A 22,574-nucleotide genomic window follows, 5' to 3' on the forward strand; every position below is an offset into this window, starting at 1 on the left:
AAAACGGCAGCTCTGGCAGTCTGTACAATGATGTTAATGGTGATGCTGGTCAGTCATCCGATGATTTTTCGTCGGTCGTAAGCATTGGAAAACTTGTATCATCTATTAAAGGCTTTAACTGCCTCTGATACCTGTGTTAGAGTGTTGAGCGCAGAGAGGTGGTTCAACCACCATAACCAAGCGGGAGAATGCAGTAGAACGTACAATTAAAAACAAATATCAAAGGTCTAAATAGATAAAATGAAATAACAGCTGTATAACCTGCGGGACCAGCCATTAGAAAAGACAACAGCAAAGTGGACAGCGATCAGCGAGCTGTAAGAAGTAAGCAGCGAACCTTATGCAGCAGTACGCAGTAAGCTTCTTTTAATTCTCTTAATCAGACTCAGCTTAGGTCCTCTATTAAGCATTCCTATTTCAGTGGATCACAAAGAAAGGCTCGGACCTAATTAAACTAAGGTCAATTATTCTCAGTGCATTTTGCTTGAACTGGGCAGTAAGAGTGAGTTTGTTTTTCGTGAGGTGTCATGCTGATAGAATTACGGATAGATAAGAATAGAACAGAACGACGCTACAATAACTTACAATGTTATAGTTTTGTCATGATGAGGAGGATTCTGTAATTAAATCGTGGTAGAAAATATTTTCGTGTAACTTACTTTACATCACATTTACCAAATAGACAAGAGATTTACAGACATATGTTTTAAGCGACCTAATACACGTTATTTTTACTGACATTATGTATAAAAAAGGAACACAGATCGACAATAACCGCCGTGTTCCTTCCTGTTTTTCTCCAGATTCAGATCTGTTCTATTTCTACAGATGATTCATTATGACTTAACCATAAACAGATCAAATGTTTACCCGTAAGTATGTCAGCAAATGTTTAAACGAACAGACAGTTAAGCACAATACTACATTTGAAAACCGTTCTATATAATGATAAAATTGTATAATATAATGAACAAAAAGGGGGTGTGCCTACTTGGATGCTATACACATCAGGATAGGGAACAACCTGCATCGTATTAGAAAACATAGGCAGTTAAGCTTAGATAAGCTTGCTAATTTAACAAAGGTTAGTAAAGGTATGCTTCATCAAATTGAGCGAGGAGAAACGCAGCCCACCGTAACAACCGTGTGGAAAATTGCTACGGGACTCAATATTTCGTTTTCGTCTCTACTTAAAGAGGATGAGGCAGTAGTATCCATTGCAGCTCGAAAAGAAATTCCGGATTTAACAGAAGACAATGGAAATTGTAGAGTATACTTACTGTTTCCGTTTGACCCCCAAACCCGTATTGAAATGTTCACGATTATTCTTAGTCCTACTTGTAACTATGTTTCACTCCCACACAATGATGGGGTTCAAGAGTACATTACAGTTATCTCTGGAGTGTTTAATCTACAGATTAAGGATGAAATATATGCCTTACAAGAAGGACAGGCTATACGATTCGCAGGCAATGTCGAACACCGTTATATCAATAAATCGGACGAAGATGTGACAATCCAGGTTGTTATGTATTATGCGGAATCTTAATTGCTTGTGATCATTAAGGAGGGATACACGTTGACAAGTCAACTTAAAGATAGTGCACAACAGTTTCAAAACAAACTAATAGAGTTGGGATATGCAAATAAAGTTATAGAACTACCTGACAGCACACGAACTGCACAGGAAGCTGCCGATACGATAGGCTGCGAGGTTTCACATATAGCTAAGTCAATTATCTTTCGACTCAAAAGTAACGATAAACCCTTATTGGTTATAGCCAGTGGAGTAAATCGAATTAATGAACAACAAATTAACACCCACGTGAATGACAGTTTAGGAAAAGCTGACGCTGATTTTGTACGTGAACACACAGGGTTTGTTATTGGAGGCGTACCACCTTTAGGACATATAGAGTCCCTCATCACTCTTATTGATGAAGACTTGTTACAATTTAGAGAGATATGGGCTGCTGCCGGACACCCAAAAGCAGTGTTTCAATTAACACCCGAAGAATTAGTGCAAATGACAAAAGGACAAGTAATCTGTGTAAAATAAACTTGTGTTAACTTTCTGTCATTTCATTAACGGGACACGATAGCTCAATACATTCAAGTGAAATCAATCGTAATAGTGATTAGCTTCTTTGACTTTCAAGATTTCATTTGTGTTTGTAGATGGGTGAATTGGAAGCATAAGTTTGCCAAACGGCAAACTTATGGGTTAAGTCTCACATATCATTTACTTTTTAAATAAACCTCTGCGGTGCATTACGGTAATGAAACGATAGAAATCGTAACTCGCTCCGTTATCGATGCTGAACAGCGGATTTTTGGCATCATAGGCCAGCGCGGCCTCCACGGCAGCTTTCGCCCATACCGGAACTTCCATCTGCTGACGTGCCTGCAAACGGTCAACCTGTGCTTTGAGCGCTTCAAACGCGGCTTTTTCTTCAACTGTCATCGGTTCGCCCCCTTTCGGTGGTTCAGCTGGCGGATTTGGATTCGGGTTTGTCGGATTGGTTGGATTTGTCGGGTTTGGGGCTGCTGCCGTGTATCTCGCTCTGAGCTGCTGCGCTGTTCCCTCGAATTCGTTCATATCCACATTGCCGCTGATTCCGTTCACCCTGCCCGAGTCCGTGTACTGCCAGAACGTCCAGCGCTTCCATGCTGTCTGTTCATCAGGCACACGTGTACTGCTGTACCGAGCGATCCACAGATCGTAAGAACCCAGGGAAGCATCAAAGTTTCTGGCAAATGCGTTGCCTGTGTATATGATCGGTTTCACACCTGTCAGACGCTGTAATTCCGTTAAAAAGGCTTTGGCCACCGTGTTTATCTGTGCTTTGCTCAGATTACCGGGGTTGTTCTCATAGTCCAGAACGGGCGGCAGCTGTAAGGCTTTGGCTCCCCCGACTTTGTTCAGCGTATTGGCATAATGCGCCGCTTCAGCCTTCGCGATCTCGACAGACGTTCCGCGGAAGAAATGATAGGTTCCTACCATCATGCCCGCCGCCAGCGCACCCGTTACATTTCCCTGAAAATTCGGATCGATATACGTCCGCCCTTCGGTTGCCTTGATAAACACAAACGTCATGCCGCTTGCCTTCACCTTGGCCCAGTCAATACTGCCCTGGTACCGGGAGACGTCAATGCCCTGCGTGTTGCCCGGGGTTCTATTTTGCAAATTCTCACACCCTTTATGCGGCTGCTGCCGTTTGTATATAGTTAATGCGGACGGGTTAGGAACTGCTTGTGTGCGTGTCCCTTAATGAAGCAAAGAAAATGAATGAACGTATTATGTCCACAGGAGTCGAATAATGACGGTTTGCAGACAATTCAAGAACAAAATAACCTGGAGAGACGCAAGTCTCCCTAGGTTACTTTAAGCTCATGTTGTCGAAGTCCAGCTCCACCTATCTGTAAAATAATAACTTGCAGCATCTATTGTTTCTTTACATCATCTTGGGCTGCTGGCAGTTCTGTTTCATCCGGTTCGGTTTGTGAAAAAGAATCTTTGGTATACGAAGAAAGGTTACCGGGGGATTCCCCGGCTCCTCCCTTCCCCTTCAGCACCTCGATCGCCTGCCGAATGGCTGGCGGAATCGGTGCACCCAGCTTGCCCCCATTTTCGATGATCGACAACAGCTCATTGGCGATATAAAAAAAGGCGACCGCATCTCTGAACAAATGTCCGTCTCCCAGAACACCGTCCACCAGATGAGCCACCGATACCATTGCAAATATAAATACCTTCCGTGCGATCCCGAACATCCCGACATTACTTTCAAGCTTACCCGTCATCCCCGCTGCGGCGATGCCGGTTAAGTAGTCAAGGATGACGAACACGAGCAATACGCCGAGCACCCCTGACCATCCTCCGAAGAAGTAGGATGCCGCCGAGCTACCAACTGCCATGATCCATTTACCTACTGTCTCCAAACCGCTTCCTCCATCCGAATATAATATGAAAAGCCCTCTGACCACTCCAGAGGGCATAATAAAAGCGCACCATTTAGGTACGCCGATTAGATTCCTTCAGTTTTCTCTAAAATGTAATCCTCTACTGCCTGTCGATAATCAGGATTAGTAATATCATCAAGTAAGTACACCTGACCAGTTTTCGGGTTCATGCCCTTATTTAAAATTCGCTCAGCAGCAATCCTTACTACAACTTCGTTTACCATCACAAAATCCCTCCCGTAGTTTCGTTGGTTAATAGCAGTAACTGGTCTTCTAGTTCCTTCATTTTCTCTTCAGGAGTCAATTCAGGACGAATCCTTTTTATAACTGGCTTTTTGGTTTCTGGATCAATCTTCTCTACATAATAGATGTTAAGATCGATCTCATCATATTTCAAATCAACGTAATCCAGTTTCTTAATTTCGTTTCGCGGCGAACCATCACCGGGCATGTAAGAAAGTACAATCTCACCATCTTGGTCATATATGATTCTCATACCTGTTTGCATTGTACTGTCACCTCCTTCCCCTATCTCTATATATTGCGAACACTTGCCAAAAGAAACGTTAAGTAATGACATTAATTCTGAAAATATCAGACGTAAGCTTTCCAAGTGTAATTTGCACCTGAAACGTTGACGGGAATTCTAAATCCCGATGAATTGATATAAGCGGTATCGTCTCTAGAAGATAACTCGGCTAGTGAATTTCCGGTGAAGAAAAGGACAAAAAAATTACCGTTACTATTTTTAAGACCTCTGATTAACATCGCTCTTGTGCCAGTGCCGAAGCTGGCGATTACAATGTTTGGTACTGTTGATCCAAAAGGATAGTCTACTTTTAGAAATGGCAATAAACCATTGCTAGTATCATCTACAAAACGATAAGTTTGCATCAAGCTGGTATCGTTCGTCAATGTCCCAGAAGCAATTAACTCTAAATCTGCGTTTTTATCGAATCCATCTATTCCGTAATTGTTCAACGAGTAGTTATCTATCCCTGGCATTATGTCACCTCTTTACCGCTGATAAATACTGATACTGCGCCAGCAGGAGTGCATGAAAATTGAATAGTCTCCCCTGCGTTAATTATCTGATCTAAGAACGGGATAGTTATCGTGTCATTCCCTTTAATTTGGTGGTCAAATATGATATACCACCCTGCTATTACCATTCTAAATGTAGCGGCAGTGGTTGTCATATTGCATACACTAACCGCCTTTATCATTGCTAATGCACCAGCAGGAACGGTGTATGAAGTTGTCAGTGACGATGTTGGGACTCCTCTATAAAACCTTTTTGCTATTGTAGCCATCTATAACGCCCCCCATAGGTCCGATTCATCAAATTTTGCATCAGTGTAAGTTTTAGCATTTGACTGTGCTGTATCAGCCTTTGTTGTGGCATCTGACGCAGCAGTTGATATTGCATTTTGACGAGCGAGATTTACTGCATTAAGCGTTGCTGCAACTGTCTGTTCAGAGCTGTTTATTTCGTTTCCTAATCTGGTCTTACCTTTGACCATAAGGGATGCATCTGGAATATCGTTTTCCCTTATCACTCGGCGTAACATTTCTACTTCATCCTTTGTTGCCACGCTCTCATCAATCTTCTCCCAGTTCTGATCCAAATACTTATCCAGATCAAAATAGGTCGTTGATGGCGAGGAACGATCAATTTTATTCAGCCCTAGATTGGGTGTCTTTGGTTCATTCATTTATGCTCCACCTCCTGCGAATTTATCCTGCCGAATTTGTTCAATTTCATTCAAGGTCATGCTCTCTACCTCGGCGATGGTCAAATATCTCAGACGGTACTCTACCATCATATGGGCGGGTTTAATATCTTCGATCGCATTCTTCAGATCGTCCAGATTAGGCGGCAATCCCCACGTATCGATAAAACGGATCAAGATACGGTACTTCCCTGAATCGACCGACACATCAATGCCCCCATTTTCGTACGCTTGGGCAACGTTCTTAAGCATGGAGCCTGAGACTTTGCCGCTGCCGCGCATTTTGGAGATGATGACGGATCGGCGCTGATCGTCCGGTTTGGCCCGGTTGATCGGAATCTGCAAATCCCGTTCATATCGCTGCAACGCCCAGGTTGCTGATTCCGGGTAAAACTGCTGCAGTACATCTTCTACCCCAGCAGCAAGCTGGTCTAATGCTGCGCCTTCCGTCTGCGTCAGAAGCTGCATCTCCAGCACATTTTCATAGAGCGGAGGCAGCAGATTCATTAATACATCCGCTTTACTCACGTCACCTTCACCGTCCCCAGCACAGCGACAGCTCCCGGTGCAATCTCCAGATTGGACATGCCGCCGTTGACCAGCAGATTGCTGTAATCGATCACAGGCGGAATATCCAGAATGACATTGGCAATCCTTGTCCAACGAACGAGCGGATCAGCAAAAGCCAGTTCTTTCAGATATGCCGTCACCCCCGTCTCAATCAAAGATTCCACGCCTTCATACGTTGATCCTGAAGCGAGTGTAACCTGTACTTCGATATCAATGGGGACTTCTTCCGCCCCCACAACTGTGACAACAGGGCCTATGGGGGCGGCCCCTTCGCCCATGCCATCCTGCGTAGGATCGATATACTGCTGCACGGCCTCAATGATGCCCTCAGCAGGAGCATGCATCTCATTATTGAGCAAAGCCACCTTAACCGTGCCCGGACCATTCCACAGCGGAAATGCCTTCGCTTTGCCAACTCCGGAATTTTCCCGCGCCCACAGCTCATATTGATACTTGTTCGCACTTGTGACCGGGCGAGAAACTTTGTCCTGATAACGATCATACAGAGCTTGATCGGTCTCCTCGTCTTCCCCTGGAACCAACAATTTGTTTAATTCGGCGGTGGTCAGTCCTGCAATGTAATCAATGGGTAACAGTGTCCCGGTGTACTCATTGCCTTCCGCACCAGCAACCTCACTTTCGAGCAAAAATTGCCCTGCGGTGATCCGCTCCACAGCTCTATATACTCGTTCGCCTGTCGAAAAACGGCTTTCCAGCGGAACATCCACAGGTTTGCCCGCATTATCTCGAAAGCTTGCAGACCAACGCGCCTTCGTAGGCGGTTTGCGGGTAATGCCTGACCACGCTACCGCGCGATCCAGATACTCACCCGAAGCGGTATCCGCAAATTTCAGATTGGCGTTGATATCCAATTCAATATACATCTGGGCCATCTCCACCGCTGCTGGAGCGAGGGCATCATAGATGATGCTGCCTTCCCGCTTGTCCACGCCATCCGGAACCTTGTCCAACATCCGGGTCAATATGACTTCAAATGTTTCCTGTTCATACATTCATGTTCACCTCCGTCTCCTGTCTGAAGCTTCCGAAATCCGTTGTTACGGTAAAAGAAACCTTGACTCCATCCGGCTCATGGACAAAATGAAATTCGGTGACTTCCGAAATTCGGTCGTCTGGAAGAAGTGCTTCCTGAATCCAGCGTTCCAGTTCGGATTCAACCATGGATTTCCCGGAAATACCTTCCCAAGACCATTCCATGCCGTAATCAGGCGAATAAATCAGATGTTCATAACGACGTGTGGACAAAACTTTGTACACTGCCTGTTTAACTGCCTCTTTTCCGTCTAACTGAAGCCTTCCAATGCGCTGCCCTGAAGCCTGAAGCACATAAGTTAGACTCGGAAGCACCGAAACTTCTTCCTGATCTTCTCCACCTATTTGAGAACCTTGAGGAATCATGGCTTCACCAGCCGATCCAATACAACATAACTGTCCCCACCCTGTACACGCAGCAACAAAGCCGAGTCTCCCATCATCCAGCTTTTTTGGGCTACCGATTCCGTGAGTACGAGAAAAGGGTCACTCAGTGCAAGCCGCTGCTCCACGGTGATCTCCAAAGGCTGCGTGTTCGTCACGCTTCCGTACATAATCTGTACGGGTGACTTGGCATCTACAGCGGCCACCGCCGCTTTTTTAATCACATCAAGCATCATTACTGGTTACACCACCTTCAAATCCAGTGACATTGTGTGCACACCCCCCTGTACCTTGTGCGTACACTCGTCCACCAGAAAATATTGATTGATCTTCAATTCATCGATCTGAATGTTGACGAAACTTCCGGCTCTCACCTTGAAATCGCCAAGAGCATCGACTTTCAACGTCTGTGTCTCCCGGTTACGCAGGGTCATCAGCGTTTTCAGCATGTCATCAATCTGACCTTGATTCAGACCATCGTCCGCTTTTTGGTACAAAAAAGCAGCCCCCATCGACGGATGCTGCCTGAATCCTGATGCACAAACGTTTCCCGTTTGCCCGTATCCTTGTTATCCCGATACAACTTGATTTTGTTATAGGTCTGCTCGTCAATCGACCTTGTGTAACTGTAATCCGTAAGCAGGCTGTGATCCCCAATGACAAAGCCATAGGGCATCTCTTCTACGTCCCGAAGGGTAAGCCTGCCGAAATCATCGTAAAAGATATAGTTTTTACCGCCATAAATCAGCGTCCGATCCAAAGCTTCACAGATCATATCCATCAGCTTTTTATTATCAAAAAGCATACGTGGAATGACATACTTGGGCTGCTTCAACTCACCCGTTTTCAGCTGAAAATCCGCTGCAATACGCTTGATCACATCCGCCGCTGTGGCGTTAACAAACTGATACGTCTGATTCGCGGTGAGATAACGTGTCTGGTCATAGGCTTTGATCTTCACACTCTCGTCCTTGCTGCTGTCCACTGAGAAAACATATCCATAGAATATACCTTCTTTCCCATGAGAGTATCGTACAACATATCCATTCTCGTAACTAAATTTCCGATTCTGAAATATGCTGCCCTTAATCAACGTAAATTCGAGAGAGGATGGCTTGCCGATTCGAGAGGTTTTATACGAAATATCGCCAGCAATATCGCTGATGTCCCAGATGTTACCTTGTTTGTCATCCAACAACAGCTCTTCCTTCTCAATCAATTTCCGGTTGTCCAGATGGATCACCTGCTGCATATCGTCCCTCCTTTCACGGAAGCTTAATAACAAGTCCAACGGGCAGCTTCTTGAGCTGTGCGTCTTTGATGCCATTCAGCTTCTGCAGCTCTTTCCAGCGTGCTCCGTCACCCAGATGAGCTTTGGCGACAGACCACAGGGAGTCTCCAGCTTTCAGCGTGACGGTCTTGGGTTTTACTTTTTCATTCGGCCGAGAGGCTTTGGTTTTCATTTTCGAAGCCGCAGTCTTGTTCTGACTGTTCTTCACAGGTTCTACTTTTTTCGCGGCATAAAAAACATACTGCTTCAGCTTGAGATCATACTGAATATCCCCTACCGTACCCGCTGTCTCCTTCCAATCAAAGCTCTCGATGGAGACAGCCATGTTGACCGTATATCTTGCACTGGAAAAGATCAGCCTGACGGGTCGTCCTGTCTGCATCCAGCGGATGATATCCTTCACATACTCATAGGGATCACGGTATAACTCTTTCGGGGCTCCGGGGTCTCTAGCGTCGTATTTGTAATGATATGGACTGTAATCAGCCGGAAAAATACCGCTGAAGCTTACTTCACGAAGTTTTGGGGACTTGATCACATTGATCTCCCCTAGACGGCTAACGTTAAACGTACTTCCGTCCCCTGCATCTGAAAACTCAATACTCTCCGGTATAACCGGGAAATAAATATATTCCGCACGGTTGTTAAAGCTTAACTGAATCGAATAGTCCACTTATCCATACACCCCCTGGGCACTGGAAACGATCTGACTGTTCAGTCCATCGGTAATTTTACTAATAATACTGTCTACATCATGACCACTATTTATATCACCTGTCGTCACCTGCACCGTTGGTGTCAGACTGACGAAGCGCTGGGTCGCCTGCATCTCGGCAAGCTCACGCATCAGTTTCAGATCCTCGCTCGTTACGTCCACGGTGCCGTCCACATCACCGATTTTGTCCACCTGTCCGATATTGTTAATCTTGTTGAGGTTACTCATATTGTTCATGTTTGTGGGGGCAGGTGCTGTTGGTATGGATGGCATGGGAGGAGTTTTGGGGTTCGCACTCTTGCCGAAACCGTTCCCGAATCCACCAGGCAAATTTGTGTCTATAGAGTTTGGATTGGGCATAGAAGGTATTTTTGAAAATAACTTTTTTGATACATCCTGTCCATTATCAAGTACCTTGGGATCGAACTCTCCGTTCATCCGCTTCATATGGAATACATCTTTATCACTCTGAGGCTCCATTAATTTAATAGTGTCCATCCATCCCTTGACGTTTTTGCCCACGATGTTGATATCAGATTCGGACAAGACTGCCAAATTCGTGCCAAAAGTATCGTTGATAAAGGAAGCCACTTTACCAATTGCCCCCATTGCTTTCCCAAGAAACCCCTCGATCCCTACTATAATATTGTAAAATGTCTGCAATGCGAACATTCCTAAATCATAGAGCAGTTTTTTCCCTGCATAGATCGGGGCATTAAACACATTTGCTATGAAATCTGCGAAGATAGCGAAGCCATTCCACATGTTCGCAATCACTACTCTTACCATCTCTCCAAGCAGCATAAATGTACCGATAATTACTCCTAAAATCTCGGTTCCTGATACGCCCATCATGTTCAAGATACCAATGACTGCTGCGATGGCAGCAATGGCAAGCAGAATCGGCCAATTCAGCAATAACCAAGCAGCAGCGAGACTATAAACTTGGGCAATGACCAAAGCCAGAACTACAATCGCTAACGCCATCAGGATCGGCTGAATAATATCCCAGTTCTGCTGAATTACAGCAGCGATATACAAGATACCATCGACCAGCATCTTCAGTGCGTTAGCAGCTACCATAAATGCATTGCTGATCCATTCAATTATGCCCGTAAATTCTCCATTGGCAAAAGCTTCATTCAATCGATCTAATAGAGGTGTCAGAGCCATGAGGGCTGCCTGTCCAATCTGACCAAGTACTCCATTGAATTGGTTTACAAGTGCATTCCACTTCTGGAGAGGTGAATCCAGCATGGTTTCGAAAGCTTGTTGGGTGTAGCCTTGCTTTTGCAAAATCACATCTAACTTCTGAATAAACCCGTCCAGATTGGATGCATCAATCGTCTGCTGCAGCCCTGCCCCGTTTAACACTCCTTCTGGAATATTAAAAGACTTAGCCAGATCACCATTATCTCCATTCATGGCGGCAACTAAGGCTCCTGCTGCGTCTGACATGTTTTTGCCATCTGGAGATAACATGCTCATCCGTTTAGCCATATCCCGCAGCTTGTCCATCTGATCTGTATTCTGTGCATATGGGATAAGGGACAGTGCACCTTGTAAACCATCCGTTACATTCTGTCCACTCTTGAATCCTTCTGCTCGATAACGATTAAATATCGTCTCTCCCTGAGCATCATCGCCTGCTGCAGCCATATACCGATGCTTCAGGTCCTCCTCCTGTGCTGCCGGGGACAGAACGGCTTGTCCTGCTGACTTGATCATGCCAATCCAGGCTCTGACTCGCTGAGCCCCTTCAGCAAAAGCCGCATTCACTTTAGCCTGCTCCTGAGATACCTCTCGAAGCAGATTACCTGCAGCAGCAATGCTGTTCAAACGCGCAGAGCTAAACGCAGTACTGATCGCCGCAGGCATCCGTTGAAATTGCTGAATCATTCGGTTGGACATGACATATAACCTTGCAAACATGGCATACATACTTTCATTTCCCTCCTTCCTTCATTATTTCTTCCGAGTGCGGCTTCTCGCCCGCTCTTTCTTCTCTTCCTCCACCCGGACCTGGATCATCGCATAGATCGCGGCCCTTTCTCGCATCGAGAAGGCCATTAGCTCATGCGGCAAAATCTTTAATTCATGGAGAGCGTAATACGCCAGATTGGCTTCGGAATCGCCCTCTTTGATTAGTTTTTTACGTCATCCACCAGTTCGTTCATGTCCTGGTTAAAGCCATTCAATTTCTGAACTTGTTCCCCAAGCGAAGCAAACTCACCAGGCAGCAGCATTTTTCGCAAAAGCGATTCCGCACCCATCACGCCATAGGAACGCTGCAGTTCGGTATTTTTCAAATCCGGGTACACCACGCTTGCCGTCATCAGACGAGCCATGTAATCATTGGCATCAATGTCAGGTGTGTAAACGCCGTTCTTGCCTTTGATTTTGCGGGTAGCCGCCTTGCGGCATTCTTGGTTCTCATCCTCGGTCATGCTGCGCAGCTTCCACGCAATCGGCGCACCTTTGTCGTCTTTGAAACGAGGCGAGACGATAAATTCCTCCGTTGTATCTGCTGCCGCATTTTGTGCAAAAAACATACTCAATCCACTCATGTGTAGTTCCTCCTTCTAAGTTAAAACTCTTCGCCGCGTAGGGCGGCGAAAGAGTCATTGTGTGAGTTTATAAATACCGAGCAGCGCCGCATAAAGTTGAAGCGATACTCGAAGAATTATGACACGCCAAATAGCCCGTAACACAGGCAGGCTGCACAGATTTCTTTTACAAAACCGATGCTCGATTGATCATTATTTCTCTTAGGATACGAGCTATCCACGCATTGTGTTTACTTCGGCAAATTAAAAGATACAGGCATATCTACATCTTCAAATGTAAAGCTCACTTCTTCCTCCAGCGCCTCGGCCTCGGTATCCAGGGATGCCATGATCACACTGTCGAGGTTGACACCTTTGAGAGTCACGGTCTGTTTGCCAATGGTGGATGAAGGATCTTCGTTGGTTACTTCAATGTCAAAGTAGGTATCTACGCCATTTTGCATGTACTCGAGCATCAGTTCGCGGAAACGGGAAGTTGTATAGAAAATTGTCATGGAACCCGAGCCGGACCAGCCTGTTGCTTTGTGCTGCACGCCGCGGCGGCCCAATGTCTTGACCTCTGCCTTTTGCTTCTCCACCGTTGCTTCCAGCGTCTTCACATAGAACATCTCTTCCGTTTGTCCATTAATCGTTGCGTATGCGCGGCCCTCCTGGCCGGAGATCGTATCGCTTGCTTTCAGAAATGCCATCTTAAACCACCTTCACTTTCATGTATACTTTTTCAACGGAATCCACAGGCTGCACCTGCACTTCGATCAAAATACTGTCGGTTTCACTGCCCGGAAGCACGGTAATGTCCGTTTTGGAATCAAAGTTTTGAATCGCTCCAATATCTTGAAGCTGCTTCAGATATGTGACACATTGGGAACGGAACAGGCTGCGTCCATCCTCGTTGTTGTTTACTTTACCGATGTAATAGGATTCGAAAATACGTTTCATGTCGTTGGCGATGCCATCCAAAACACGGACCACACGGTTTTTGGCAAAATGGCGCGCCTTATCCGGTGTCACCGAACGTAAGGTATTCACATCCTGCTCAACCAGCGCACGGCCTGCTCGCTGTGAATACAAACTCCCCGTTACGCAGCGCCGTCTCTGTTTCGGTATGGGTCAACCGTCCGTTTACATCCACAGCATCGTCGTACGCCCGGAATGTCAAGGATTCGTTCAGATTAGCTCCTGCGGTTGCACCAGCAGTCCAAGCTACGGCTTGTTTCGGTGTAAGAGCTGTACCATCTGCAAGCACAACCCCATTTTTGACACTAATGACGCCTTCATGATCCGCAGCCGGGTAATTGGAAAGCACCAGCTGTACCTTCTTGCCCTCTGTATCACGTAAACGTCTGATATATGCAGTATAAACGGACTTCAGTGATGCATCGTCTGAGATCAGACCAACCGTGTTGAAATCAAGCACCTCCAGTTTGCTTAGGAAATCGGCATGCTCTTGGTTCGTAGATGCGCCATCCTCTCCACCTGTTAGCGGAAGTGACGCAGTAGTTGTAAGTGTACCTTCGCCAGTGAAGGTGATAAATGCATTGGATTGCAGCTGACCGATGGTGGACACCGTCTGTTTGTGCACTTCTTTGCCAGCGAGCAAAGTAGATACATCGAATTGCTCTGGCTCATTCATATTGGCCGAAATAACAACTGCCAAATCGTTGCCGCGTACACCCCCATGCTGAGCAGTTACTGTAAGAGTGTCCAAAGCGGCCTTGGCCTTCGTCCCAGCATTAAGTCGATACAAAAGTAAGGTCTGTGCACGTTTTAAAGCTTCACGAACCAGCAGCAGTTGTGGTGCTGTCCAGTCGTAACCGAGTTTCGTTTGTACATCGTCACCTGCTTGTACCGTCAGGATTGTACCCGCTTGTCCCCAGGACAGAGGAAGTGCCAAAGCTGCGGTTCCCCGCTCTCCAACCGTTCCGGGCAGTTTGCCCTCCGATGCAAAATTCATATATACGCCAGGGCGTACCTTATTTTGAGTTGTCCATGTTCCTCCAGCCATTATTGTGCCTCCCCATTCATAAATTGTTGAATATGCTGCTGTGCTTCCTGCACGGTGTAAGTTTGCTGCTCCAACAGCAGCGCTGCCAGAATATCTTTCTCCAATCGGCTAAACTGCCGGGCTTCGGCAAACTGTGCTTTGCTGTATTTGGTATCGTTATGCTGCTGATCTACCTCAAGGTTCTTTCGATCTGCTTCTTTCTTGGTGAACATCGCGAGTGCGCCTCCTATTCCTTTCATAATAATTCCCCCTAAAATAAGTTCATCCTGTTATGTTAATTTCAAAGCAGTTGGCCGTTGTTCCAGCTGCTGCATTGGACCGGAGGACCCCGACACTTTGGTGGTTCGCATCGTGTAATACACCCACAGTTTGGGTGTCTCCCCCCACGCTTTCCATCGCAGCTCCGTTGCCCGATAAGGTGTTCCGTCGACTTCAATGGTCTCCAGTGCTTCAAAGAGCTTGTCTGGCAATCCCTCTGGAATGCTGTTCTCATCCAGCCAACGGATCTCGAAGATATGAGACTGAACAAACCGATCACTGCGTTCACGAGTGAGTTTTGCTGTGATTAGACGGTAGCTTAGACCTTGATCTTCTGGGATGGCTTCATAGGCAGGAATGATTGGGATATCAATGAAATGATATGATAGTTTTGCAGCGATAGCAGTGGTTAATTGAGTTGTGGTCATGATTCACCTCCTTTTTTGCTGATTTCCATTCTAAACTTAAAAATATTATCTGTTCGACAATGATAAACCCACATTTAATAGCCCCAAGCTTCCCAAAAAATCTGATTATATTGCCAATTGTAGTTAGTAACGCTAAACCCATTACTGCTTATTTTATTTTCTCGAATAGTACCTCCGAATCCAGACATTCCAGTACCATCAGTACTCGTATCTGGGGTGATAAAACCGTAAACGCGATGAATAGCTTCATCAAAGAGAAAACAAACAGTGAATCTATCATCGTTATTAGCATAACGACCATACATTTTGACCATTTTAGGTCTGAATGCGATCCCACTAACACTAACTCTTCCCTCAGAGGCATAAGTACTATCTCGAGTATACTTTGTAGTTTCAATCATACTGATTTTTTGGGCAAGTACGGCATTCGAATCACTCGTCGTTGCCCGTACACCTTTAGCTGTTATCTGATTCGCTATGCTTTGTTTTTCAGATGTAGTCATACGTTCTAAAGCCCCTGTTACACCAAAAAATGTTTTGTCTTTAGGCAAATTCCCAGCTATAAGATTAGGCTCACCTTTAATTATAATTGATGTCGTATATCGTCCTTCCGCTTTAATTTGGTCCACAACCCCTGGTACAACTGTTCCACCAGTTCCACGATCAGGAATAGTACCCGTTAAGCCATTTGCATTTGCATTGCTAAACGTTTTACCAGCTATTACGTCATCACTTGTTACATCTCCTGTTGCAAGAATTATTGATGATAATTTGGGAATAAGTTTATCCCATGATTCATTTGTGGTTGCTGATACGCCGACGGAGTTAAGCGCGGCAACCACTTCCGCTTTTCGCTCAACTCCAGCTTGAAAAGCTGCGCTCACCGCCTTCTCCGTCGCCGCCACCGTCTCGGACGTGCCGTCGGTCTTGTTGGACAGCTGTACTATCCCCGGTTCAGTCAATGATGCAGGCGGGATGGTTGCGTTTTGGAGTTCCTCCTGCAGCTGTTGAATTTCGTCCCTTGTAGGTACTTTTTTCCACGAACCCCATCCGAAATAGTAGTTGCGTTGAAAAACTTGTAAGTCACTCGGCTCGAAAGTTGTTAGAGTTTGGACGACACCAGCATGTTTTTCTATCGTCAAATGAAAAGCTACACCTGTTGGAGAATTAGCTAAAGTTTCTACCGTGGCATTCTCCGGGCAATAATACTCCCCTTCTGTAATATAACTATTAAGATCAGAGCCAGCAGATATAAGAATTGCTTCACGTGTCGCCACACCAGCATCAATCTTTTCAAAAATCCTGTTAATACTCTCCCGGGTCACATTCTCGTTCCCCAAGGGAAGAGGTAATTTCAATCGATCCGTTTCTTTTGGCATTACGCCCACACCTCCAGTTCATTCCACGTCAGGGACGCAGCATCAAGTTCATCCCAAGTTTTCTGCTTCTTGTCCAGATCGTCCCAGACCAGATAACGGTATTTATATTCCACAGCCATGTGGGCCGGCTTCAGCTCATCAATGGCTCGTTTCAGATCATCAATATTGGGCGGAATGCCCATGGTATCTACAAAGCTCACCGTAAAGCTCCACGCTTCAGGCTGAAAATTGACATCAACCTTGCCCCCGGCATACGCTTCAGCCACGTTAGCTACCTGCCTGCCCGAAAACTTGCCTGCCCCGCGCAGCTTCGACTCTACCACAGCACGCCGCTGCTCTACAGGTTTGAGACGATCCGTCTCTATGCCAAGCTCCTGCTCCCAAAAGTCCAGTCCCCACGTCGCCGTACGGACAAAAAACTGCTCCAGCGTCTCGTCCAGAGCCTGATACAGCATATCTATCTCCGCACCTTTGGCCTGCATATCGGCCTGCATGACACGGGAAGTCTCATAGTACCGGGGCAAATAGGAGAACATCTCCCGGCCCTTCTCACTCGTCAGTCCAGCATGTACAGCAGAAGGAGCATTCATGTCCTGTGTCCTCCTTTCTATTCACATTCGAGGAAGAGGTACGCTCACGGGACTGCTGCGCCCGGAAATAACTTAATCCTGGTCCCAAATCTGCCTCGGCTCCGTCAAGCTTCTCCACCAAGGAATTCAGGACATTCACCAATGCCTGTCCATCCATCTTGTCGACTGACCCCCTCACCTCTACCCCCACACTACTCATAGACATCCACCGTCCCCAGCACAGCCACCTGGCTGGCGGTCATCTCGATATTTTGGTCGCTGACATCGTTCACAGTCAGCTCCGAATAGTCGATAATCGGCGGAATGTCGAGTAGGATTGCGGCGATGCGGGTGTACCGCACGAGAGGGTCGGCAAAAGCAAGCTGCTTCAAATACGCGGTCACTCCGCGTTCGATTAATGCCCGGACATCTGCCAGCGCCGCATCACTTGCCAGCGTAAGCTTCACCTGAATGTTCATCGGCACTTCCTCTGCCGGCATCACCGTCACGACAGGTCCAGCCGGGGCAGCACCTTCGCCCTGTCCATCCTGCGTCGGGTCAACATATTTTTGCACTGCAGCCACCAGATCTGAGCCTGCAGCACGCTTGTCCGTGTCCAGCAGATACAGTCCAACCGTACCCGGCCCCTGCCACAGCGGGATCACCCGCGCTGCCCCGACGCCCGGCACTTCACTGGCCCACTGCACATACTGTGCCTTGTTGCCGCTTGTTCCCTGGTTGCGGACTTTGGCATAAAAGCGCTCCAGCAGCGCGGTATCTGCCTCGATGTCCGCACCGCCCTTAATCACATCTGTGTTCACCACAGATGTTACGCCGCTTACCGGTGTAGACAGCACGGTTACGGTGCCTGCGGGTACATTGCTTTCTTTTCCGGCAGCGAGTGCTCTTATGCCTACAGTCCCGACACCATCCTCACCAAGCTCCACACGGCTCACGGTTTCATATTCCAGCGATGCTTCACCAGACACTTCGTCCGCAAGTGTAGCCACCACCGTTCCTGCTGGCACCACTTTACCCGGCTCACCCGTAAATTTCACTGTGCCCTGTGCTGCGACCGCCGCCCGGCGTGTAATGCCATGTTCCCCCGCCCGCAAGTCCAGCTCCTCCGAACGAAAATTCGGATCACGGCTTGCTGCCGTGCTGGCAAATCCACGCCGCAGCAGCTCCTGCGCCCACAATGCTGCTTCGGACAGCATAAAGGCTGCCGGAGCCTCTGCATCCCACAAAAACGAACCTTCCGACTTATCCAGATCCGCGGGTAGACGATCCAGCATACGCTGCATGATCTGTTCCTCCGTCTGGTCCTCCAAATAACGCGGAATCTCAGCCATCCCGTCAGATCACCTCACTTTCCAGAATAAACGTCTCTTCCTGCACACTCATCACCCGGCACGAAAACCGGCACTGCTCCCGGTCCCAGTCAAAGGCAAACTGGTCCACCGCATCCGTACGCGGATCCGCGAGGAGCGTTTCCGTCACCATCCGGGCAATCTCACTTTCCATCACACCGCGGCTGTCCCCCTGGCCCACCAGATCCTCCAGTTCCGAGCCATAGTCTCGGGAGTAGATCACATGTCTGTAACGCGGGGTTTTCACCGCCTTGATGCACCACTGGACCCACGCCTCATGTGCGTCTGCCGCAGCCACTTTGCCGCTTGGGGTCAGCACAAAATCACCGGCATCATAGTCGTAGCGCCAGCTCCGTCCAAAACGTACCTCCTCCGAAGCCGCACCCGACAAGTCCTCTTCATCTCCCCAGACCATACCCGTTTCCGGAAATAAACTAGGCATGGGCACTCACCACCTTACACAGCACCACAATATCGTTACCGCCATTTACCCGCATCGCCAGCACACGGTCCCCGGCCATCAGGCCTTTTCCCAAAGACCAAACCGCTTCTTCCACTTCCCCTTTTTGCAAAAGAAACCGTCCCGTGCTTGTCGTACCGCCGTTTGCCACGTCAGATATGCCGGAGATGGCGCCAGCCAGCTCGCGCTCCGGCAAATATAATGTCCCAGGCAGCTCGGCCACGAGATAATCCTGCACTTCGTGCTTGAAATCGTCCAGCTTCACACCGGACGCTGTCATCGTACCCAGCACCGCACCAAGGCCGCTCACCGCCTGGCGGGAATGGTTACTCATCGCTCCCCGCATCACATCGGCAAAGTGCCCATACGGATCTTCTTTACTCAAGGTAAACCCTCCTTTTTACCAGCTCCGCCGTACCGAGCTCCAGCGTCATTGTGCCCGGCCCAGCCGACAGATCACGGCTGACCGACATGACGATCAGCTTCAACCCTTTGAGCGTGACCGCGTCTCCGGCGCGAATGGTATTGATATCCGGGACCGAAACCGTAAATGTCTCCTGGATACCCGTCAGCTTGCTTTTTGCCAGCTTTTTGGCGGCGCCGGTTGTTTTCACCTGATCGTCCTCGATCAGTTTTTGCAGCGTACCCAGCTGTTCTGTATCCCCCTGCTCAATCGCCAGCACTTTCGAAGGCACCTCTTTGCCACTACCGCCAGATTCAGACGCAGCCATCACCTTTACTTTGGTGACTGCCCCCTCCAGCGTACGCAGCTGCGTCAGATCGATCAGCCGATCCAAAGCATGCACCTTGGTATTGCTCCCTACCTTGAACAGCTGCAGCCCGCCGGGCGTCATCCGCGGATGGTACATCTCTCCCCCGGATTTAGCGGTTTCTTTGAGGTCGGCGAACATCATTGCAAAAATCGTCTGCGACCGGTACACCGCCTTGCCCAGCTTGGTCTTGATTTCCGGCATTGCAGCCAGAGGAATTTTCCATTCCTTGGCGTACGATTTAAGCCGCTGCACAGCGGTCTGATCCTTGGGAAAGAGGAATTCGTCCTCTGATTTTTCGAGATAAATCATCCGGTCGTAGACCGTGAGGGACAAGCGTTTTGTGCCGCTGTTTGAGCTTTCCATTTCCCAGATAACTGCCGGATGCAGCAGATGTACCATTGATTTCTCGCCAAAAGGAACCCCGCTGATCCGTACCGGCATTCCCGGTGAAATCGCAGGCAGCCCGGAAGAAGCCGACACTGCCAGCCGAATGTTCGCCTGGTAGGCGATCTGATCCAGCGAATCCTTGAGTGTGATCGTCTCGACCAGGTTGGTGACATCATGCTTGTCATCGACAATGACTTTGTAGGTCATGGCATCACCAGCTTTTGCCCCGGCTTGATCCGGTTCGGATCACTGCCGATCGTTTTGGCATTGAGCTTGTAAATCTCGTTCCATTTGGAACTGTTCCCCAGCTCAAGCTTCGCTATTTTTGACAGAGAATCCCCGGCTTTGACGGTATAGGTCCTGCTCGTCTTTTTCAGATCTGTTCGTGAACTAGACTTACTTGCGGCAGCCCCCGAACCCACCTTCTCCACTTTGGAATCCCGCCAGGTTCGCAGGGTCAGGTCAAAATAAATATCTCCCGTCTCTCCGCCGCGGAAGCTCGAATTAAGCGAAATCAGAAACACCGGCACATTCACTCCGGTCCCGGAAATGATGAAACGCAGCGGCTTTTTGGAGATCAGGAACGTATTCAGCACATTCATCGCCACGCGCGGATCGGGAATGTCCGTCACCGTACAATAGGACTCGTCGTACTCTTTGGGAAAAAAAGAAGAGAAGGTGATCTCCTTCACCTTCTCCCCCTGCGCAAAATCAAATTCGCCATGCTCCAGCATCTGGATTGTTTCGTACCCCTTGGATCTGGAGATGTTGACCTCCTCCGGGTTGACCGGAAATTGAAACGAAGTGCTGCCGTCCTTCAACGTGAACGACATTTGGTTAGGTCCAACTTCATCTTTAAGTACAGACATATCTGCGGCCTCCTTTCTGCTTAGGCCATAATCGTTTTGCGATTTTGCATCGCGCGGCGCAGCTCGTTAGTAATCCGCTGTCCCACCTGTTGACTTACAATATCGTAATCTATAGCGTTCTCGCGAACTGTCACTTGTACCGTTCCCGGCGCAATATGGACATCGATCTGGTTCGTTGTTTCGGTTTTGAAATCCTTGAGGTAACCCGCCAGACTGCCCATCTGCTCTTCGGAAATGTGAACCGTCATCGGGGAAGCTTTACTATTCGATTGAGCGGTGTTATGAACGGCTATGGCTTGGGACTGCATCATACTGGCGCCCATCAAACCCGCGGAGGTTGATGTACCCAACTGATTATTCATGTAAGCTTCAGGACCAGTGATTGATAAAGCTGCCGGCCTGTATGGCGGCGGCATCTGCGGTGCTGCCGGCACGGAAGGCGATGAGGATGCTGCTGCAGGCGGAGCGGTCTGTTCTTCCTTTTTCGAACCGAAACCGAAGAAATTCGAGATGCCTTCTGTCAGCCCTTTTGTTTTCTCAGAAAAATAATCCGCTACTCCAGTTATTGCTTTACCTGCTCCCTCAGACGCTTTGGAAAAGAAGTTTCCGATATTCTGTACTTTACTGCCAATCCAGCCGCCTGCTTCACTTCCCAACCAGCCTCCAACTGCACCCCCTACGTATGTTCCAATCACTGGTGAGATCAGCGTTCCCAGCGCGCTGCCAAGCGCAGTACCTGCGGAACCTCCAAGCATAGAGCCGATCGCACGGCCTTTTTCTTCAGGAGGTGCACTTGCAATGTCAGCTACATCCGCCAGCATGCTGATCGGACCCAGCAATCTCTTAGCTCCTTTGGCAAGGCCTCCGCCCAACTTCCCCATCATTCCATCACCTGAGAAAAAGTTGGACATCGCCATGGGTGAAGAAGACATTAGACCAGAGCTGAGTTTAGATTTTCCAACAGCATTGTTCGCTGCATATTTCGAATCTTTCATAACTTCTTTAAACGTTTGATTTGACGTGTCGGTAATTATTTGAGCCTTCGGAGATGAGGGTGAAGATGAAGCAAATTTTCCAACTTCGTTCTTACCGGTTTTTGCATCTCTCAATGCTTCTTTAAAGGCACGGTCAGAGGTATCTGTCAGTATTTTGGGTGTCGGAGCTGCTGCTGGTTTATCTTTCAAGTCTATTCGTCTAAATCTTCCAACAGGTTCACTTGGATTGGCGGCTTTATTCTTGTTAGCTTTTCGCTCAGACCACCAATTTTTAACTTTCTTACCCTTCTCAAATAGGTCACCAACATTGTTAAAGATATTCAATACTGTGTCGGCATTTTCCCACCATGCCTTACCCTCTTCTTTAGCCACATTATTAATCGTTGTATTTGTATTGTGACTCCCAATCACAACGGACATGGAAGAGGCGCTCGCCGGGGTCATTTTCCCCATCGCCACTTCAACCTTCTGCTTCACCTCAACCGACACCGTTCCCGAAGCCTTCACTAACTGATTGCGGAAACTGTTCAGTTTGACCAAAGCACGATCCAGAGCCGGGCTTAACTGATCATCCAGTCCGATTTTGGGTGTGATGCGCAGCCGACTCAAACGTACAGCGGTGCTGTAGATACTTTCCAGCCTGCGGCCCGTTGTTCTGAGCTCATTGTTTACTTTGATCAGGCTCTGGTAACGCACCCTGCCCAAGCGTTCGGTAGAGCGCTGGATTTGATCCAGATAACGAAGGGTGGTCTTCATTTGTGTATTGGATTGGGATAATCCAATAATCAATTCTGCCATTTGTTCA

At 47.8% G+C, this 22,574-nt stretch carries 30 protein-coding genes and 1 pseudogene; 2 read left to right on the forward strand and 29 right to left on the reverse strand.

All coding sequences use genetic code 11. The annotated features are described in order from the left end of the window. Positions 1 to 991: 991 nt before the first annotated feature. Both ABXS70_RS19900 and ABXS70_RS19905 read left to right on the forward strand, forming a co-directional pair. Positions 992 to 1,549, forward strand: a complete 558-nt coding sequence (locus tag ABXS70_RS19900) for an XRE family transcriptional regulator (protein WP_366290234.1) — start codon at positions 992 to 994, stop codon at positions 1,547 to 1,549. A 30-nt stretch (positions 1,550 to 1,579) separates the two neighbouring features. Continuing rightward, complete coding sequence (locus ABXS70_RS19905; protein WP_366290237.1) at positions 1,580 to 2,059, forward strand: YbaK/EbsC family protein; 480 nt, start codon at positions 1,580 to 1,582, stop codon at positions 2,057 to 2,059. A gap of 183 nt (positions 2,060 to 2,242) precedes the next feature. Here ABXS70_RS19905 and ABXS70_RS19910 read toward each other — a convergent pair whose 3' ends face one another. From ABXS70_RS19910 to ABXS70_RS20050, 29 genes and pseudogenes are all read right to left on the reverse strand, one after another. After that, the gene (locus ABXS70_RS19910; protein WP_366290240.1) at positions 2,243 to 3,187 is read right to left on the reverse strand and encodes a glycoside hydrolase family 25 protein; all 945 of its coding nucleotides are present in this window, start codon (positions 3,185 to 3,187) and stop codon (positions 2,243 to 2,245) included. A 257-nt stretch (positions 3,188 to 3,444) separates the two neighbouring features. After that, entirely contained in the window at positions 3,445 to 3,942 is a 498-nt protein-coding gene (locus ABXS70_RS19915) for a phage holin family protein (RefSeq protein ID WP_366290243.1), read from the reverse strand. An 86-nt stretch (positions 3,943 to 4,028) separates the two neighbouring features. Next, entirely contained in the window at positions 4,029 to 4,187 is a 159-nt protein-coding gene (locus ABXS70_RS19920; RefSeq protein WP_366290246.1) for a hypothetical protein, read from the reverse strand. Next, the gene (locus ABXS70_RS19925; RefSeq protein WP_366290249.1) at positions 4,187 to 4,471 is read right to left on the reverse strand and encodes a hypothetical protein; all 285 of its coding nucleotides are present in this window, start codon (positions 4,469 to 4,471) and stop codon (positions 4,187 to 4,189) included. The genes ABXS70_RS19920 and ABXS70_RS19925 overlap by 1 nt, the downstream gene beginning before the upstream one ends. 86 nt (positions 4,472 to 4,557) lie before the next feature. Beyond that, the gene (locus ABXS70_RS19930; RefSeq protein WP_366290252.1) at positions 4,558 to 4,968 is read right to left on the reverse strand and encodes a hypothetical protein; all 411 of its coding nucleotides are present in this window, start codon (positions 4,966 to 4,968) and stop codon (positions 4,558 to 4,560) included. After that, a complete protein-coding gene (locus ABXS70_RS19935) occupies positions 4,968 to 5,276 on the reverse strand; it encodes a hypothetical protein (RefSeq protein WP_366290254.1) in 309 nt (102 codons plus the stop codon). The genes ABXS70_RS19930 and ABXS70_RS19935 overlap by 1 nt, the downstream gene beginning before the upstream one ends. Continuing rightward, positions 5,277 to 5,678 (reverse strand): hypothetical protein, encoded by a 402-nt coding sequence (locus ABXS70_RS19940; protein ID WP_366290257.1) that lies wholly within the window; start codon positions 5,676 to 5,678, stop codon positions 5,277 to 5,279. Then, the gene (locus ABXS70_RS19945; RefSeq protein WP_366290260.1) at positions 5,679 to 6,224 is read right to left on the reverse strand and encodes a putative phage tail protein; all 546 of its coding nucleotides are present in this window, start codon (positions 6,222 to 6,224) and stop codon (positions 5,679 to 5,681) included. Next, positions 6,221 to 7,279, reverse strand: coding sequence for a baseplate J/gp47 family protein (locus tag ABXS70_RS19950; protein ID WP_366290263.1), 1,059 nt, complete (start codon positions 7,277 to 7,279; stop codon positions 6,221 to 6,223). The genes ABXS70_RS19945 and ABXS70_RS19950 overlap by 4 nt, the downstream gene beginning before the upstream one ends. Further along, positions 7,272 to 7,685, reverse strand: a complete 414-nt coding sequence (locus tag ABXS70_RS19955; RefSeq protein WP_366290266.1) for a DUF2634 domain-containing protein — start codon at positions 7,683 to 7,685, stop codon at positions 7,272 to 7,274. The genes ABXS70_RS19950 and ABXS70_RS19955 overlap by 8 nt, the downstream gene beginning before the upstream one ends. Continuing rightward, a complete protein-coding gene (locus tag ABXS70_RS19960; RefSeq protein ID WP_366290268.1) occupies positions 7,682 to 7,939 on the reverse strand; it encodes a DUF2577 family protein in 258 nt (85 codons plus the stop codon). Before ABXS70_RS19960 ends, ABXS70_RS19955 begins: the two co-directional genes overlap by 4 nt. A gap of 6 nt (positions 7,940 to 7,945) precedes the next feature. Beyond that, on the reverse strand, positions 7,946 to 8,200 hold the full coding sequence (locus tag ABXS70_RS19965; protein WP_366290271.1) for a hypothetical protein: 255 nt from the start codon (positions 8,198 to 8,200) through the stop codon (positions 7,946 to 7,948). After that, a complete protein-coding gene (locus ABXS70_RS19970; protein WP_366290274.1) occupies positions 8,173 to 8,955 on the reverse strand; it encodes a hypothetical protein in 783 nt (260 codons plus the stop codon). The genes ABXS70_RS19965 and ABXS70_RS19970 overlap by 28 nt, the downstream gene beginning before the upstream one ends. A gap of 13 nt (positions 8,956 to 8,968) precedes the next feature. Continuing rightward, on the reverse strand, positions 8,969 to 9,667 hold the full coding sequence (locus ABXS70_RS19975) for a phage baseplate protein (protein WP_366290277.1): 699 nt from the start codon (positions 9,665 to 9,667) through the stop codon (positions 8,969 to 8,971). Further along, positions 9,668 to 11,650, reverse strand: coding sequence for a hypothetical protein (locus ABXS70_RS19980; protein WP_366290280.1), 1,983 nt, complete (start codon positions 11,648 to 11,650; stop codon positions 9,668 to 9,670). It abuts the gene before it with no gap. Positions 11,651 to 11,853: 203 nt separating this feature from the next. After that, positions 11,854 to 12,276, reverse strand: a complete 423-nt coding sequence (locus ABXS70_RS19985) for a phage portal protein (RefSeq protein ID WP_366290283.1) — start codon at positions 12,274 to 12,276, stop codon at positions 11,854 to 11,856. 230 nt (positions 12,277 to 12,506) lie between these two features. Continuing rightward, positions 12,507 to 12,965 (reverse strand): phage tail tube protein, encoded by a 459-nt coding sequence (locus tag ABXS70_RS19990; protein ID WP_272038895.1) that lies wholly within the window; start codon positions 12,963 to 12,965, stop codon positions 12,507 to 12,509. 1 nt (position 12,966) lies between these two features. Then, positions 12,967 to 14,281, reverse strand: a pseudogene (locus tag ABXS70_RS19995) (phage tail sheath family protein). Beyond that, positions 14,281 to 14,520, reverse strand: a complete 240-nt coding sequence (locus ABXS70_RS20000) for a hypothetical protein (RefSeq protein WP_366290286.1) — start codon at positions 14,518 to 14,520, stop codon at positions 14,281 to 14,283. Before ABXS70_RS20000 ends, ABXS70_RS19995 begins: the two are co-directional and overlap by 1 nt. 30 nt (positions 14,521 to 14,550) lie before the next feature. After that, positions 14,551 to 14,967: a DUF6838 family protein gene (locus ABXS70_RS20005; protein ID WP_366290289.1), complete on the reverse strand. Its 417-nt coding sequence runs from the start codon at positions 14,965 to 14,967 to the stop codon at positions 14,551 to 14,553. Positions 14,968 to 15,041: 74 nt separating this feature from the next. Beyond that, positions 15,042 to 16,346, reverse strand: a complete 1,305-nt coding sequence (locus ABXS70_RS20010) for a tail fiber protein (protein ID WP_366290292.1) — start codon at positions 16,344 to 16,346, stop codon at positions 15,042 to 15,044. After that, positions 16,346 to 16,936 (reverse strand): YmfQ family protein, encoded by a 591-nt coding sequence (locus tag ABXS70_RS20015; RefSeq protein WP_366290295.1) that lies wholly within the window; start codon positions 16,934 to 16,936, stop codon positions 16,346 to 16,348. Before ABXS70_RS20015 ends, ABXS70_RS20010 begins: the two co-directional genes overlap by 1 nt. Then, complete coding sequence (locus ABXS70_RS20020; RefSeq protein WP_366290298.1) at positions 16,896 to 17,141, reverse strand: hypothetical protein; 246 nt, start codon at positions 17,139 to 17,141, stop codon at positions 16,896 to 16,898. The genes ABXS70_RS20015 and ABXS70_RS20020 overlap by 41 nt, the downstream gene beginning before the upstream one ends. Further along, positions 17,128 to 18,267, reverse strand: a complete 1,140-nt coding sequence (locus ABXS70_RS20025) for a baseplate J/gp47 family protein (protein WP_366290301.1) — start codon at positions 18,265 to 18,267, stop codon at positions 17,128 to 17,130. The genes ABXS70_RS20020 and ABXS70_RS20025 overlap by 14 nt, the downstream gene beginning before the upstream one ends. Positions 18,268 to 18,271: 4 nt before the next feature. Next, entirely contained in the window at positions 18,272 to 18,727 is a 456-nt protein-coding gene (locus ABXS70_RS20030) for a DUF2634 domain-containing protein (RefSeq protein ID WP_366290304.1), read from the reverse strand. Further along, positions 18,720 to 19,130 carry a hypothetical protein gene (locus ABXS70_RS20035; protein WP_366290307.1) on the reverse strand — a complete coding sequence of 137 codons (411 nt, stop codon included), beginning with the start codon at positions 19,128 to 19,130 and terminating at the stop codon, positions 18,720 to 18,722. Before ABXS70_RS20035 ends, ABXS70_RS20030 begins: the two co-directional genes overlap by 8 nt. Further along, positions 19,123 to 20,112 carry a phage portal protein gene (locus ABXS70_RS20040; RefSeq protein ID WP_366290310.1) on the reverse strand — a complete coding sequence of 330 codons (990 nt, stop codon included), beginning with the start codon at positions 20,110 to 20,112 and terminating at the stop codon, positions 19,123 to 19,125. Before ABXS70_RS20040 ends, ABXS70_RS20035 begins: the two co-directional genes overlap by 8 nt. Then, positions 20,109 to 20,738, reverse strand: a complete 630-nt coding sequence (locus tag ABXS70_RS20045) for a LysM peptidoglycan-binding domain-containing protein (RefSeq protein ID WP_342556256.1) — start codon at positions 20,736 to 20,738, stop codon at positions 20,109 to 20,111. The genes ABXS70_RS20040 and ABXS70_RS20045 overlap by 4 nt, the downstream gene beginning before the upstream one ends. A 56-nt stretch (positions 20,739 to 20,794) precedes the next feature. Continuing rightward, complete coding sequence (locus ABXS70_RS20050) at positions 20,795 to 22,567, reverse strand: hypothetical protein (RefSeq protein WP_342554605.1); 1,773 nt, start codon at positions 22,565 to 22,567, stop codon at positions 20,795 to 20,797. Positions 22,568 to 22,574 lie beyond the last annotated feature (7 nt).

This window comes from Paenibacillus sp. AN1007 (genome assembly GCF_040702995.1).
In the GTDB taxonomy this organism is placed as follows: domain Bacteria; phylum Bacillota; class Bacilli; order Paenibacillales; family Paenibacillaceae; genus Paenibacillus.

Excerpts from the sequence above, each read along its gene's own strand:
- ABXS70_RS20010 (WP_366290292.1), bottom strand. The coding sequence starts at position 16,346 with ATGCCAAAAGAAACGGATCGATTGAAATTACCTCTTCCCTTGGGGAAC.
- ABXS70_RS20040 (WP_366290310.1), bottom strand. The coding sequence starts at position 20,112 with ATGACCTACAAAGTCATTGTCGATGACAAGCATGATGTCACCAACCTG.
- ABXS70_RS20025 (WP_366290301.1), bottom strand. The coding sequence starts at position 18,267 with ATGGCTGAGATTCCGCGTTATTTGGAGGACCAGACGGAGGAACAGATC.
- ABXS70_RS20005 (WP_366290289.1), bottom strand. The coding sequence starts at position 14,967 with ATGACCACAACTCAATTAACCACTGCTATCGCTGCAAAACTATCATAT.
- ABXS70_RS19955 (WP_366290266.1), bottom strand. The coding sequence starts at position 7,685 with ATGATTCCTCAAGGTTCTCAAATAGGTGGAGAAGATCAGGAAGAAGTT.
- ABXS70_RS20030 (WP_366290304.1), bottom strand. The coding sequence starts at position 18,727 with ATGCCTAGTTTATTTCCGGAAACGGGTATGGTCTGGGGAGATGAAGAG.
- ABXS70_RS19990 (WP_272038895.1), bottom strand. The coding sequence starts at position 12,965 with ATGGCATTTCTGAAAGCAAGCGATACGATCTCCGGCCAGGAGGGCCGC.
- ABXS70_RS19960 (WP_366290268.1), bottom strand. The coding sequence starts at position 7,939 with ATGATGCTTGATGTGATTAAAAAAGCGGCGGTGGCCGCTGTAGATGCC.
- ABXS70_RS20045 (WP_342556256.1), bottom strand. The coding sequence starts at position 20,738 with ATGTCGTTCACGTTGAAGGACGGCAGCACTTCGTTTCAATTTCCGGTC.
- ABXS70_RS19950 (WP_366290263.1), bottom strand. The coding sequence starts at position 7,279 with ATGTATGAACAGGAAACATTTGAAGTCATATTGACCCGGATGTTGGAC.
- ABXS70_RS20000 (WP_366290286.1), bottom strand. The coding sequence starts at position 14,520 with ATGAAAGGAATAGGAGGCGCACTCGCGATGTTCACCAAGAAAGAAGCA.
- ABXS70_RS19980 (WP_366290280.1), bottom strand. The coding sequence starts at position 11,650 with ATGTATGCCATGTTTGCAAGGTTATATGTCATGTCCAACCGAATGATT.
- ABXS70_RS19920 (WP_366290246.1), bottom strand. The coding sequence starts at position 4,187 with ATGGTAAACGAAGTTGTAGTAAGGATTGCTGCTGAGCGAATTTTAAAT.
- ABXS70_RS20020 (WP_366290298.1), bottom strand. The coding sequence starts at position 17,141 with ATGTCTATGAGTAGTGTGGGGGTAGAGGTGAGGGGGTCAGTCGACAAG.
- ABXS70_RS19970 (WP_366290274.1), bottom strand. The coding sequence starts at position 8,955 with ATGCAGCAGGTGATCCATCTGGACAACCGGAAATTGATTGAGAAGGAA.
- ABXS70_RS20015 (WP_366290295.1), bottom strand. The coding sequence starts at position 16,936 with ATGAATGCTCCTTCTGCTGTACATGCTGGACTGACGAGTGAGAAGGGC.
- ABXS70_RS19930 (WP_366290252.1), bottom strand. The coding sequence starts at position 4,968 with ATGCCAGGGATAGATAACTACTCGTTGAACAATTACGGAATAGATGGA.
- ABXS70_RS19935 (WP_366290254.1), bottom strand. The coding sequence starts at position 5,276 with ATGGCTACAATAGCAAAAAGGTTTTATAGAGGAGTCCCAACATCGTCA.
- ABXS70_RS19940 (WP_366290257.1), bottom strand. The coding sequence starts at position 5,678 with ATGAATGAACCAAAGACACCCAATCTAGGGCTGAATAAAATTGATCGT.
- ABXS70_RS20050 (WP_342554605.1), bottom strand. The coding sequence starts at position 22,567 with ATGGCAGAATTGATTATTGGATTATCCCAATCCAATACACAAATGAAG.
- ABXS70_RS19925 (WP_366290249.1), bottom strand. The coding sequence starts at position 4,471 with ATGCAAACAGGTATGAGAATCATATATGACCAAGATGGTGAGATTGTA.
- ABXS70_RS19985 (WP_366290283.1), bottom strand. The coding sequence starts at position 12,276 with ATGAGTGGATTGAGTATGTTTTTTGCACAAAATGCGGCAGCAGATACA.